Origin of the sequence: Flavobacterium bizetiae (genome assembly GCF_902804475.1) — a bacterium.
Classification (GTDB): domain Bacteria; phylum Bacteroidota; class Bacteroidia; order Flavobacteriales; family Flavobacteriaceae; genus Flavobacterium; species Flavobacterium bizetiae.
In genome coordinates, this window is sequence record NZ_CADCSU010000127.1 from 1 (window position 1) to 12,820 (window position 12,820).

Genomic DNA, 12,820 nt, shown 5'->3' on the forward strand with positions numbered 1-12,820 from the left:
TAAACAAGAAAATTCGTGTTAAATAAAATAAATAAAAACATTTTTTTTTAAAGTATAAAACAAAAAAGGCCGGAAGAATAATCTTCCGACCATGACTACAATAGAATGCCTCTTTTGAATGTTTTTGTTTGATGTAAAACCTATTCTTTATTTAAAATAAAGTCTTTAATAATTTTCTCCATATTTGATGGGAGATCTGCATTTTTAATTTCAAAATGGCTTATTTTCATTTCGGTAAACCATTTTGACCAATATGCTCTGATTACTTTTTCTTCGTATGGATTCTTTTTATCCGGATTTATTCCTAAAACTAAAACTTCGAGATTTGATAAATCAGTATTTGCTTTTATAAAACCAAAATTCTGATCATGAAATTTTGTATCCCAATCCTTAGTATTTAATCCATTTTTGCGAATTAGTTCCGGAGTGATATAAGTGGTTCGGTTTCCTTCTTTCATAACAGTACTTTCATAAAACATATATCCATCAGTTAAAACAATAAGTATGTTTCGGTACTTGTTTTCAATGCATTGATCTTTTACTTTACTGTCAAAAAAACTCCAAATATCTGATCCTACATATTTATTATCTTTTATGGCCGACTCGTAAATTTTTGATGTCTGAGAAGCATAATCTGAATTTATAGAATTGAGTAACTCTTTTGATGCATTATTTTTATCAATGCTAATTCTCAAATTTTGAGCAATTGTATTAATTGCCGGATCAAGAGGTTCAGGGTTAAAAAACAATTGCATTTTATCATTAATCTGTCTTATTCTTTTTGATTTTAAATGCTGTGTAAATGCTTCAGAAACTGATTTTATATAGCCTAAATCTCTCTGGTAATATTCCATTGTTGGGTTCGGATTTTTTTTAAGACTAATCCTGTCCGATAAATCAAGAAGTATACTAATATTGTAATCTTCTGAAACGGTATTGTTTGAAACAATTTCTTTTTCAGTGGATTCTTCTTTGCTCGGTTCTTTTTTGCACGAAAAGGTAGAAGCGATTAGGAAAGATATTGTAATTAGAGTAAAAATGTTTTTCATAGCCATTAATTTTTTGAATAAACTAAATGTTGAAAATCGGGATCGACCAGGTTTAATTTGCTTAAGTGTTCTTCTGAAAACAAATCACAGCTTTCCAGTAATTCGGTTTTTTCTGTATAAGGCAACGCAATTTCTGTGTTAATAGCCTGAAACCATCCTTCTTTATATTGATGATGATAGTGCAGATATTCTTTTACAGGAAATACAAAACCATCAATTTTAGACTGAAGTTCAGATATTTTTCCGTTTATGGTAACTATTTGCTGTTTAAAGTCGTTGACTTTGTTTACATAGTCTGTTTTTAGTTTTTCTAAATCGATGAGGTTCTCTTTTTTTCCTCTTATAAAAGCTCTTATTTTATCGATGTTTTCAAACTCTTTCATTACAAAATCAAAAACGAGTCCCCAAATAATATACACCACAAATCCCGCGAAGATGATCATCCAAAACTCTGCTTCACCTAATGCAATATTTAAATTGTAAGGTGCAGAATCTGTCGTTTTATTAAACTCATATATTTTCTTTTCTATTTGATAAGCTAATAAAGCATCAAACAAAAAAGTTGTTACAAAAAGGGCAATCATTCTAAAAACGTTTTTAATTCCTTTTCCTTTTTGTACCATATGAATGACATAGCCTAACCCCATAAATACAAACGGAATTGTAATTACTAAAACTCCTTCGAGCCAGCTTGCTTGGAATGAATTGGTTAAAGCATTTGCATCAAAAATAGCAGCTGTTAAACTGTCATTAGCAAATTCTTTGAAAAATGCTGAATAAGATGCCGAAATATAGAATACTAATACATATAGTGTTATGGGCAGTAATAAAAATAAGCCAATATAAAATTGTGCCTTTAGGCCTTTTCCATCTTCGATTCCGTATTTGTCGGGATTGCGTTTTACTTCGATGATTTCGTTTTTTATCTGATCGATTTCGGCATTAATATCCTGTTCTTTTTTTTCGTAAATTCCTATTGCAGTTTCAGATTTTTTAAGTTCGGTTCTGTTTTTTTCCTGCTCTTCTTTGTAGGGCTGTTTTAACCGGACTTGTTCGAGTTTTTGTTTTCGGCACTGATCTTCAAAACTCATATACAAATTTTGCAGGCAGGCTTTGAGAACAATAGGTTTTCCGGTTGCTTTTATCGATGCAGCAAAACCACTCTGATAATATGTTATTCTAATTTGTTCTTTGTCTTCTTCATTTTCGTCTGAAGTTTTAAGATGAGAATCTTCTGTTTTTTTTAAACTAAATAATTGTGCAAGTGGTTTCATGACTTAGGAATTTAATTGACTAATGATTTCTTCTTTTTGAACATTTTTCTGAACACAATCAATAAGATAGCTTGATAAATCATTGATGTTTTCATCCAGAAAATTAAATTTTCGGCAATACTTTTTTAGCATATTTTCTTCGTCATCGGTAATTTTACCATCCGCCCAAATGATTCTTGTAAAATCGTACAAGTATTCGATTTTCGTATTTAAGTTTTCTGGTATAATCAATTCCGTATTTATGGGATTAAGAAAAAGTTTATCGAGTTCCTCTCTAGGAATTCCGCGTTCATCTGCAAAATGATACAGCATTTGAAGTTCTAAAACATCAAATTGATCGTCAGATAATGCCATTTGATATAATCTTAAAAAATGGCTTTTTAGTTCTAGTGTTATCATTGGTTTTGGGTTATTTTTTAGATAAATTTTCGCACGCAATTCCGTCATTGTCAGCATCTAAATTTTTATAACAGTTTCTATTACTGTTAAAAGTTGCCTGGGCTTGTCCCTGAGTTTTAAAATCACCACAGGTTTTGGTTGGACAATTTGAACTTGAATCTGATGAGTCTGATGATTCTGAGCAAGAAATTATAAGTCCTACAACTATTAAGGCTATAAATATTCCGGTATATTTTATTCTATTATTCATGATTATAAATGTTTTATTGTAAAGATTAAGAATGCGGTGATTCCTATAAATCCAAATAGTACAAGACAGCCGCTATTTTGATATCGTACTCCTGATATGCCAGTTTTTACAGAATATCCGTTTTTACTAAATGAACCCATCTTTGTTCGTAAACTCGGAGAAATCCCTGATTTACTGATATTAAATCCAAATCCTCCTCCGAGTTTTATTCTTTTTTGAAATCGAAAGCCCATTAATTTTAGCTTTTATGGCATTCGTTGCAACAAGTTTTACAACCATCTGATTTAGAGTATGTTTTTTTTGCTTCTTCAACTGCAGGTTCACAGCTAGAAAAACTTCCTAAGAATTTCTTACTTATGATGCTTTGAAAATATTGGCATTCATCTGTATGAACTTCATGATCTCTACTTGATTGTGCAGTGTTATTTACGTAATAATTTTTCATGGTTTAATTTTTAATTGTTAGATTATGATTTTTAATAATTCAAACTTAAACCTATTTGAAACCAGTATTTTACGGAAATCCATAATCACTATTTTTTTAATTTGAGTCATAAAAAAAGCTCCCGAAGGAGCTTTTAGAATTAATAATTTTATAATAAGATTTTAGATAATACCCATATCTTTTGCAATAGAAACCAAATGAACAGTATTATTGGCTTTAAAAAAATCTTTCAGTTTTGAGAGTCTTTTTTCCATTGCACTTTTGCTGTTGGGTTTTATGCCCAAGTCCTTAAAAATTTGAATGATTTCGTCTTGCGGAGTTCCCGACGACAAATGTTTTAAGATTTGAATGTCAAGATCGTCTATTTCGAAATTATTTTTTTCCTGAAGCGCAGAAGCAACTTCATGCGAAATAAATTTTTGATCTGAAGTTGAGGTAATATGAATTGCTTTTTTTAAATCTTCGATACTGTTTCGGCCTTTTAAAACGAAACCATCAATATCAGCATTTTCGAAAAGAGATTTAATGCGATGACTTTTATCTTCTACAGAATAGGCTATGATTTTTATATCGGGCTGAAGTTCACGAACTTTTTCTATAAGTTCATCACCGCAGGTAATTTTTACTTCGCGATGATCCTTTTTAAAAGAAAGATCACTAATTAATAAATCAAAAGGTTCATTGTCCAGAATTGCTTTTCGTATTTTTAGAAAAGCATCATCACAATATTTTGCATGTTGAAAATTTACAATATCTAAATTTTTTAAGGTTTGCTCGATTCCTAAATTTATATCTTCGAGATCCTCGGCAATTATTACTTTTTTAAACATAAGGCTTTTATTTAGGCAGAGTTATTTTTACTTTAAAACCTTTATCGGGTTCAGAGTCAAAAGTAATAGTTCCTTTTATGGCCAGAATACGGTTTTCCATATTTTGCAGACCATTTTTTATAATTTTATCTTTTTTGCAGCCTTTTCCATTATCTGTATAATCAATAAAGACTGTTTTTCCGTTGCTTTCAAACTTTACAACCACCAATGATGCCTGACTATGTTTTTTCATGTTCACCATTAATTCCTGCAAAATTCGATGAAGCGTAACCTTCTTTATATTATCGACTAATTCCCAATTGACTTTTTCAATATTGTTTATAATGACGTTTGTAATGTTGCTATTATAGGTCGAAAGCATTTCTTTTAAGTTAGCCGCATAATTTGCCGTAACATCAATTGTGCTGTTTTCTTGCGAAATTCTACGAACGCGCGAATAAATATTGTCTAATTTCTGGACCAGTGTTTCCTTAGTATTTTCGCTTGTTAAAGGTTGTGTTTGAGTAAAAGTCATTGCATGAAAAACATCGTTTGCCAATTCATCATGAATATCTTTGGCAATACGGGTTTCAGTATCATATGCAGTTTTTATTTTTTCGATTCTGCTTCTGTTTTTATAATATCGTATCAGAATAACAATAACAATTATCAAAAATATAACCCCAATTCCGGCGACAACTTTTTGATATTTTTGTTCTTGTAGCGATAATTCATTTTCTACTTTTTCTAAACGCAATTTCTGATTCTCGTCTTTTTCTTTTTTAGAATCGTATTTAATCCTGGCAAACTTATTTTTAAAGTTGTTTCGAACCTTTATGATACTATCATTTATAGCAATATAGTTTTGTGCATATAGTGCATTTTTATTCCCGGTTTCAGTGGAAATTAAAAAGGATAAAGCTTTTAGTCGTTCATCGACGCTATTAAATTTCGTAGCAATTTCATAAGCTGATTGTGCATATTGAGTCGATTTTTTAGAATCAGCCTTAGAGTAAAATTCTGCTAAGTGTAAATTGCTTTCGATGCTTCCGTAAAAATCATCAATTTGTCTTCTTAATTGATAACCTTCATTCATTAACGAAAATCCTTTTTTGGCCATTCCGTTTTTAAAATAAGCATAACCCAAATTGTCTAGTGTTCCTGCTTTTCTTACAGGTGCTTGTTCTAAAAGTTTTTTTTTAATTATTGATTCTAAAATTTTGATTGCCGTCCCGTACTTTTTTTGTTGAATATAAACGACAGCAATATTGTTTAAAGGAGATTGTTTTGAGACTTCGTCTGTACAATCTTTTAAAGCTTCTTCATAATAAAAGATAGCATCACTATATAAGGAAAGTTCTTTATCTGCAATACCAAATAAGTTATTAATCGAAGCGCTGTAAACATCTTTCTTTTTAAGGTAAGGCAAAGCTTCGGTTAGTGTTTCTTTACTTCCATAATAATCTCCATTTATTTGCTGAATAGAGGCCATTTGAATAAGATTGTAAACAATATTTGCAGAGTCTTTTATTGTTTCAAGATTTATTTTGGATTTATTAAAAGAATAGAAAGCACTATTAAAATTCTTATTCTGGAGGTCTGTCATTCCCTTTTTTTGAAATTCGACAGCCACTTTTATAGTTGATGTTCTATCTATAGGTTTTGTATTTTCTTTTTTGCAGGAAAGAAAAAATAAGAAAGTAATAAAACAAAAAAACGGGGATCGTAACATAAAATGTACTTTCCCCGAAAATAGTAATTAATTATAAATTAATAACTTTTTATTACTTTTTTATTGTTTTGGCGGTGGTGGTGGTGGAACTGGTATTGGTAGATCTCCAGGTCCGTCAGCATATGCTGGTACTTCAGGTTTAATATTCGCTTTAGTATCTTCGAAATCGTCAGAAGTGCAAGAAATTACAGTCGTTGTCAATAGTGCAAACGCACCCAAAATAAATATTTTTTTCATGATTTTATGAATTAAAAATTGGACATGGGTATTGCTGTCCGGAACTTTTCCGGAGGTTGATTTAATGCAATACCAAATTGTTTTTTTGGGAAGTGAAGTGCGTAGAACTATAAGAGGTTGATTTATACTTCCCGGATAAATCTTGTCTTACGGTTTTCCGTACTTTTAATTGAACTAGTTTTGTATTTTTGTTTTAATCCGATATCGAATAAGAACTAATTCTGAGGCAAAGTAACAACGGCTTTGAGCGTGATTTGAGAAGGAATTCCGGGAATTCCGAAGTATTTTTTGAAGTCCTGACAATTCCGTAAAAATCCTTGAAAATCCAAATGAGAAATCCTTAAAATTCCAGAAAACCCATGCCAAACAATACTTTTGAAGATTATAAAATTGCTGTAAAAAATAAATATGAAGACGTTAGAAACAGCGAATACTTTGTTTATTTAGATAATCCGACAAGAGCTAAACTGCGCAATTTGTGTTGGGAGTTATTTCAACAACAAAACAGAAATCAGGATGATTTGAATGTCTTTAGTACTTTATTGGGGTTAACTTTTGATATTAACAGAAGAAATAAGTTTGATGAACAAATCGATAAGTTTAGACCTATTGAAAAATATTTTAAAGGAGAAACTGATCCTGCAAATGTTCATGCAGTAAATATGGCTGCAATTTTGGTAGACTTCGAACCAAGACCTTTTAATAAATTTAGAATTCACAATTTATTTCCCGATGATATTAGTGATGATGACTTAGCCTTAGAAAATCAACCAAAAAAACAAATTGAAAGTTCAGGAGATTTAGAGAATTTTCTAGATGAAAAGGAAAGAGAAAAAGGAATAGAAAAGGGCATAGTAGATGAAAAGCAAGATATTGAAGTAAAAGAAAGTGAAAAAGTAGAAGAAATAGAAAAGGAAGAAGTAGAAAGTACTATTGAAGAAATAGTATCGAAACCACAAGCAATTAATGCTTTTGTTTCTATTCAAAAAAATCCTCGAATTAAGTTAGGACCAAGAATTAGAAAAGCCGTAATAGGCGTCGCTCTGGTTTTGTGTATTGGGTTTCCGATTATCTTTTTTGCTTTTCCTGCGAAAGGCTGCATGCAATGGTCGGGTGATCATTATGATATTGTAGATTGCGATTTGAAAGCAGCAGATAATAATATAGAACTTCTGGATCCGAATCAGATTGATTTAAAAAGAATTAAAGTATGTGATACAACATCTTTTTTTAGAAATGAAAAAGCGGTTGTATTTTATGCCAGATCTCGGGATTCATTAGAATGCTTTAATCAAATAGGATATCATCCGGAAAGACGTAGTCAATACTTAAGACCTATTACAAATTATATGATTGGCAAATACGTAAGTAATACGCCATGTAAATAATAGTGTTAATTAAATTACGTAAATAAATTCTTTAATCTTAAAAGGAATTATGTAAATCAAACCGAAAATTATAGAACATTGTTGGAGGACTTTAAAACTAATTTAGCATAAAATAATTTTAAAGAAATCAAACATGAAAACTAAAAGAATATTATTCGGAGTATTATTGAGCATCGGTTTATTTGCAGCATCTTGTAGCAGCGATGACAATGACGGAGAAACAATCGTTCCAATTCAAGGTAAATACAACCTAAGCCAAACAGGAACTATTATTGATGGTAAAGAAGTCTTAATTGACGCTCCACAAAACCAAGCTGGTTGTAGCAGAGATTATTTAGACCTAAGATTAAGTAACGCAGCAGTTATTGGTGATTATGATGGAAGTGATTGTGCTTTAACAGAAACTACAGGAACTTATGTAAGATCTCATAATGATTTAACGCTTACTATTGGTGCTTTAAGTTCAACTAGTGATATCATGAATCTTACTAATAAAGAACTGAAAATTAAAAACAAAACTACTGGTGTTATTACGGTTTATACCAGATAATTTATCAAAGTAATTTTTTTTTAATTCCTTGGGAGAATTAAAAACGAAAACGGAAATGACTTATTAAAAGTTATTTCCGTTTTTTATTGTTTTAGATGTAAACTTAAACTACCGGGATATAGATATCAAAAGTAGCTCCTTTATTTTTTTCGCCTGTTGCGGTGATCGTTCCGTTATGGTTTTCTACAATTTTTTTCACGATAGCCAATCCAATTCCTGTTCCCGTGTATTCGAGTTTTCCGTGTAAACGCTGAAAAACCTCGAATATTTTTTTGCTGTATTGAGGTTCAAAACCAATACCATTATCAGATATACTGATATGGCAGTAAGTTGTTTCTTCAGCTAAAGTGTCATTATTTATATTTACGCCTTTGGTAAATTCACAGTTTATTTTTATGATAGTAGGAATATCAGGATTGGCAAATTTCAATGAATTACTAGCCAGATTATACAATAATTGTCTGAACTGAAACGGAATAATACTTGCTTCGCAGGTATTGTCAGTTTCTATTGTAGCTCCTTTTTGTTCCAGTTCTTCTTTCAAATCTTCTTTTACCTCATCGATAATTTTAGAAAGATTCACTTTCTCAAATTTTCTTTCCTGAATATTGGTTCTCGAGTAGGAGAGCAGATCATTAATAAGCGTTTGCATTCGCTGCGCTGCATTTTGCATGCGCTGAAATTTATCTTTTCCGGAATCTGATAAATTCTCAGATTCTTTCTCGATAATTTGGGTTGCAAAAGTTTGAATTTTTCGCAACGGTTCCTGCAAATCGTGACTTGAGATATAAGCAAACGACTGAAGCTCTTTGTTCATTTGCTCCAGCTCGACATTTTTTTGCTCCAGTTCTTTGGTACGCGCCGTAACTTGTTTCTCTAATTCCTGAGTAAAAGCTTTTTCTGTCTGAATATCAGTAAAAGCGCCGACCCATTTTATGATTTTATTGTCTTTATTTAAAACAGGTTCACCAATTGCCGAATGCCATCTATACGTACCATCTTTTCGTAAAACCCTAACATCTGTTTTATAAACTTCGCCCGTGGCAAGGCTGTGACTCCAGGTTTTGGTATTTTGTTCAAAATCATCCGGATGAATCATCGCTTTCCATTCCGCTTCGCCAGCAGGAACTACGCCTGTATATTCCAGCCATTTTCCGGAAGTAAATAAAGCATTTCCTTTTTCATCGGTTTCCCAAATAAGCTGCGGAATACTTTCGGTCAGCGATCTGAATTTCTTTTCGCTTTCCTCGATTTTTTTTCTGGTTTCTACTTTTTCGGTTACATCAATCAGCGTCATTTTTATGCCTGAAATTGTATCGTCTAATTCGCGTTGCGGTGCATATTCAAAATCGATATACATTTTACGTTCTACATTTCCATCATTCAAATAAAATAATGATTCTGATTCTGAATGTACATTTCCGGTGGTGTAGACTTCGTTTAAAAGTCTGGCATATTTTTGTTTTTTAAGTTCCGGAAATACATCTAATATGATTTTCCCCTGAACATCGCTTTCATTTTTTCTCCAGATATTTTTTAGCATGGCACCATTGACCATTTCGATCACCATGTTTTTTCCTTTTAAAATCGCTTTTGGTACAGGCGATTCCATCACCAGTTTACGGAATCTTTTTTCGCTTGCTTCAAGTTCCTGCTGATGATTTTTCTCGTCGGTAATATCTCTTACCGTTCCTAACAATCTTTCAGAATTACCTTCAGCATCGTAAAATACTTTTCCTTTGGCTTCTACCCAATGAATCGATTGATCATCCCATATTACTCGGGCTTCATAATGAATGTTGCCTAAAGCAATTGCTTCTTTAAAAGCTTTCTCGCGTATGTGCAAGTCATCAGGATGAACATGGCTAAGAAGTTGCGCATGAGTAAGATATTCCTGACTCTTATATCCGGTAACAATTTCGAGATAACGATCAGAATACTGGAGATCTTTTGTTTTTACATACAATTCCCAGGTTCCCAATTCGCTGGCATCGACTATAATATTTAATCTTTCTTCGTTTAATTCTGTTTTTTTTCTGGTTTCAACTTTTTCCGTTACTTCGGTTACAGTTACTATAATTCCCGAGATTTGTCCATTTTCTTCTTTCAAAGGATGATAAAGAAAATCAAAATAGAAAATTTCAGGATTTCCAAATCTATTAATAGGTACGGGAACTTCATATCCGTGATACGGAACGCCTGTTGTAAAAACAGTATCTAAGAGATCACTTACGGTTTCTTTTACTTCTGGTAAAGAATCGAACAAAGGTTTGCCAACAAAGTTACTTTCTTCTTTTCCTACCAATTTTAAATAAGCCTCATTGGCCATTTCTGCAACATGGTTTGCCCCGCGCAGAATAGTAATTCCAACAGGAGCTTGTTTTACTGTATTTCTAAAACGTTTATCGGCTTCTTCAATTTTTCTTCGGGCATTTACCTGCGGAGTATTGTCCAACACCCAAATGGCCACTTTTGTTACCTTTCCTTCCGTATTTTTTAGCGGAGCATAAACAAAAGTCACGTAAATCGTTTCCTGTTTTCCGTGTCTGATGAGCGGCATTGCGACCTCATTTGCATAAAACGGTTCACCTTCTGCGATTACTTTTTGCAGCGGAATTTCGTAAGCCGATCTTACCTCAGCAAAAGCTTCCCAATAATGTTTTCCTGCAATTTCTTCGTATTTTTTTCCAGCAACTTCAATAAAACTTTCGTTGACAATTTCGCTCACCAAAGTTTCGGCATCAAGTACGCAAATACCAATTGGCGATTGCGATACCATGCTACGCAGGTTTTGTTCGCTTTCTTCGATTTTTTTCTTGGCGAGATTCAAATCGGTCAAATCGACACCAGTATTCATTACACCATATACATTACCGTTTACGTCGTAGATAGGCGTTAAACTATAATTAAAATAATAAGTGCCTAATATTCCATCAACAGTAAGATCAAGAGGCGTATTTTGTGTATGAAAGGATTTTCCGCTGGTTAAGACCTCTGTAATTTGTTCAAAAACCAATTGATTGTCCAGTTCAGGAACTACATCTTTAAATGATTTTCCGATAACGTCATTACCTTTTCCCCATATTTTGATAATAGAATCATTGGCCAGTTCTACAATCATTTCTTTACCCACATACAAAGCAATCGGAAAAGGCGCATTTTCGACCAATTCTCTTATTTTTTGCTCGCTTTCTTCATTCTTGGCCCGGGAAATAACCTGATCTGTAACTTCGATCGCAATACCTACAACGCCGGATATTGTACCATCGGCATCATTAAGGGCCTGATATACAAAGTTGATATAAGTATCTTCTATTTTTCCATTTCTGGGAAGTTTAACAAGTTGCTCATTGGCAACAAATTTTTCGCCCGTATTGTATACATTATCCAGTACATCTTCAAGATATTGATTTCTGGTTTCCGGCAAAGCATCAAAAACGGGTTTGTAAAGAATCTCTTTGGCTTCGACTCCCCAAAGCTGAATCATCTGTTCGTTTGCAATTTCTACAATATGATCTTTACCTCTCATCACACACATGGCAACAGGTGCCTGCATGATATTATTCATAAACTGGGCGTTACTTTCTTTAAGCGCCTCGTTTACTTTTTTCTTTTCAGTAGTTTCAATAACAGTAACGAGAACACCTCCAATTTCGCCGTCTTCTTTTTTTATGGGACTGTAAGAGAAATCAAAATAACATTTTTCATCAAATCCGTTTCTGTTTAGAACCACCATAAAATCGGGTGAGCTAACCGCTTTACCTTTCATTACATCGCCAAACATAGGGCCTATTGTATCCCAAATTTCGGCAAATGTTTCTTTCGAACTAATTCCTAAAGCTTCAGGATGTTTGCTTGAACCCAAAATAGGACGAAACCCGTCATTATAAATTTGAGTATAGTTTTCTCCCCAGGCAATATACATTCCAAACGGATTGTTGAGAATCACAGCAACCATGGTTTTAAGACTTTGAGGCCATTTTTCAGGATCGTCTAAAGTTGTTTTACTCCAATCTTTAGCACGTATCAGTTTGCCCATTTCGCCACCATCGGATAGAAAATAATGTTTATGATCTGTAAAGCTCATTCTAAAAACGAATTAGGGTTGAAGTATAAATTGCTCTCTTAGAGGTTGCTTAAAATCATTTTCGGATGCTGTAACAAGAGCATTTTCGATTACTTTTTTTAATTGAGAAAATTCGCCTGGTTTGCGAATATAGTAGGTCGCGCCTTTTGCATACATGAGGTCGACAATATCATTGTCCAGCGAAGTCGAAAAAATAATAACAGGAAGATTTTTAAGTGCTTCGCTTTCTTTTATTTCTTTCAGACATTCAGAACCATTTTTGCGGGGCATATTAAGATCCAGAAAAAGCAGGTCCGGTAAATTATCTCCGGAGTGATCACCTAAAAAATCCATAAGCTGTACGCCATCATTAACAGTCACAAGAGATACCGGAAGCGTTAATTCATCCAGCGCTTCTTTAAAAAAATCGCAATCATCTTCGTCATCATCTGCCAGCAATAAATTGTAATTCTGTTTAATCATTTTGAGTCTTATAAATTTTTTATTTTTTAAAGAATTAATTCCCTTTAAATTTGATACTGTATCTGTTTTTGAGTTCAGTTTCTCTTCATTAGAGATTAACTTTAATTCAAAATCGATTTAATTCTGCTAAGATAGAAC

At 32.7% G+C, this 12,820-nt stretch carries 13 protein-coding genes; 2 read left to right on the top strand and 11 right to left on the bottom strand.

The window, feature by feature from the left end; all coding sequences use genetic code 11:
• Positions 1-140 precede the first annotated feature (140 nt).
• From FLACOL7796_RS17795 to FLACOL7796_RS17835, 9 genes are all read right to left on the bottom strand, one after another.
• Complete coding sequence (locus FLACOL7796_RS17795) at positions 141-1,049, bottom strand: hypothetical protein (protein WP_173972077.1); 909 nt, start codon at positions 1,047-1,049, stop codon at positions 141-143.
• Positions 1,050-1,054: 5 nt separating this feature from the next.
• Complete coding sequence (locus FLACOL7796_RS17800; protein WP_173972078.1) at positions 1,055-2,323, bottom strand: ABC transporter permease; 1,269 nt, start codon at positions 2,321-2,323, stop codon at positions 1,055-1,057.
• Positions 2,324-2,326: 3 nt separating this feature from the next.
• Positions 2,327-2,722, bottom strand: a complete 396-nt coding sequence (locus FLACOL7796_RS17805) for a hypothetical protein (protein ID WP_173972079.1) — start codon at positions 2,720-2,722, stop codon at positions 2,327-2,329.
• Positions 2,723-2,732: 10 nt separating this feature from the next.
• Positions 2,733-2,972: an excalibur calcium-binding domain-containing protein gene (locus FLACOL7796_RS17810; RefSeq protein WP_173972080.1), complete on the bottom strand. Its 240-nt coding sequence runs from the start codon at positions 2,970-2,972 to the stop codon at positions 2,733-2,735.
• Between the two features lie 2 nt (positions 2,973-2,974).
• The gene (locus FLACOL7796_RS24895) at positions 2,975-3,205 is read right to left on the bottom strand and encodes a DUF4236 domain-containing protein (protein ID WP_173972081.1); all 231 of its coding nucleotides are present in this window, start codon (positions 3,203-3,205) and stop codon (positions 2,975-2,977) included.
• Positions 3,206-3,210: 5 nt separating this feature from the next.
• Positions 3,211-3,417, bottom strand: coding sequence for a hypothetical protein (locus FLACOL7796_RS17820; RefSeq protein WP_173972082.1), 207 nt, complete (start codon positions 3,415-3,417; stop codon positions 3,211-3,213).
• A 161-nt stretch (positions 3,418-3,578) separates the two neighbouring features.
• Complete coding sequence (locus tag FLACOL7796_RS17825; protein WP_173972083.1) at positions 3,579-4,247, bottom strand: response regulator transcription factor; 669 nt, start codon at positions 4,245-4,247, stop codon at positions 3,579-3,581.
• 7 nt (positions 4,248-4,254) lie between these two features.
• Positions 4,255-5,832 (bottom strand): tetratricopeptide repeat-containing sensor histidine kinase, encoded by a 1,578-nt coding sequence (locus FLACOL7796_RS17830; protein ID WP_317168353.1) that lies wholly within the window; start codon positions 5,830-5,832, stop codon positions 4,255-4,257.
• A 186-nt stretch (positions 5,833-6,018) separates the two neighbouring features.
• The gene (locus FLACOL7796_RS17835; protein WP_173972076.1) at positions 6,019-6,177 is read right to left on the bottom strand and encodes a hypothetical protein; all 159 of its coding nucleotides are present in this window, start codon (positions 6,175-6,177) and stop codon (positions 6,019-6,021) included.
• Positions 6,178-6,554: 377 nt separating this feature from the next.
• Between FLACOL7796_RS17835 and FLACOL7796_RS17840 the strand changes: the two genes are divergently transcribed.
• Complete coding sequence (locus FLACOL7796_RS17840) at positions 6,555-7,583, top strand: hypothetical protein (RefSeq protein WP_173972085.1); 1,029 nt, start codon at positions 6,555-6,557, stop codon at positions 7,581-7,583.
• Positions 7,584-7,716: 133 nt separating this feature from the next.
• Complete coding sequence (locus FLACOL7796_RS17845) at positions 7,717-8,133, top strand: lipocalin family protein (RefSeq protein ID WP_173972086.1); 417 nt, start codon at positions 7,717-7,719, stop codon at positions 8,131-8,133.
• A gap of 103 nt (positions 8,134-8,236) precedes the next feature.
• Here the strand turns inward: FLACOL7796_RS17845 and FLACOL7796_RS17850 are convergent, their stop codons facing one another.
• On the bottom strand, positions 8,237-12,220 hold the full coding sequence (locus FLACOL7796_RS17850) for a PAS domain S-box protein (protein WP_173972087.1): 3,984 nt from the start codon (positions 12,218-12,220) through the stop codon (positions 8,237-8,239).
• A 12-nt stretch (positions 12,221-12,232) separates the two neighbouring features.
• Positions 12,233-12,682, bottom strand: a complete 450-nt coding sequence (locus tag FLACOL7796_RS17855) for a response regulator (RefSeq protein WP_173972088.1) — start codon at positions 12,680-12,682, stop codon at positions 12,233-12,235.
• Positions 12,683-12,820: the final 138 nt, after the last annotated feature.

Bases quoted from the DNA above. Each gene is read 5' to 3' on its own strand.
- FLACOL7796_RS17795 (WP_173972077.1), bottom strand. From the start codon at position 1,049: ATGAAAAACATTTTTACTCTAATTACAATATCTTTCCTAATCGCTTCT.
- FLACOL7796_RS17800 (WP_173972078.1), bottom strand. From the start codon at position 2,323: ATGAAACCACTTGCACAATTATTTAGTTTAAAAAAAACAGAAGATTCT.
- FLACOL7796_RS17805 (WP_173972079.1), bottom strand. From the start codon at position 2,722: ATGATAACACTAGAACTAAAAAGCCATTTTTTAAGATTATATCAAATG.
- FLACOL7796_RS17810 (WP_173972080.1), bottom strand. From the start codon at position 2,972: ATGAATAATAGAATAAAATATACCGGAATATTTATAGCCTTAATAGTT.
- FLACOL7796_RS24895 (WP_173972081.1), bottom strand. From the start codon at position 3,205: ATGGGCTTTCGATTTCAAAAAAGAATAAAACTCGGAGGAGGATTTGGA.
- FLACOL7796_RS17820 (WP_173972082.1), bottom strand. From the start codon at position 3,417: ATGAAAAATTATTACGTAAATAACACTGCACAATCAAGTAGAGATCAT.
- FLACOL7796_RS17825 (WP_173972083.1), bottom strand. From the start codon at position 4,247: ATGTTTAAAAAAGTAATAATTGCCGAGGATCTCGAAGATATAAATTTA.
- FLACOL7796_RS17830 (WP_317168353.1), bottom strand. From the start codon at position 5,832: ATGACAGACCTCCAGAATAAGAATTTTAATAGTGCTTTCTATTCTTTT.
- FLACOL7796_RS17840 (WP_173972085.1), top strand. From the start codon at position 6,555: ATGCCAAACAATACTTTTGAAGATTATAAAATTGCTGTAAAAAATAAA.
- FLACOL7796_RS17845 (WP_173972086.1), top strand. From the start codon at position 7,717: ATGAAAACTAAAAGAATATTATTCGGAGTATTATTGAGCATCGGTTTA.
- FLACOL7796_RS17850 (WP_173972087.1), bottom strand. From the start codon at position 12,220: ATGAGCTTTACAGATCATAAACATTATTTTCTATCCGATGGTGGCGAA.
- FLACOL7796_RS17855 (WP_173972088.1), bottom strand. From the start codon at position 12,682: ATGATTAAACAGAATTACAATTTATTGCTGGCAGATGATGACGAAGAT.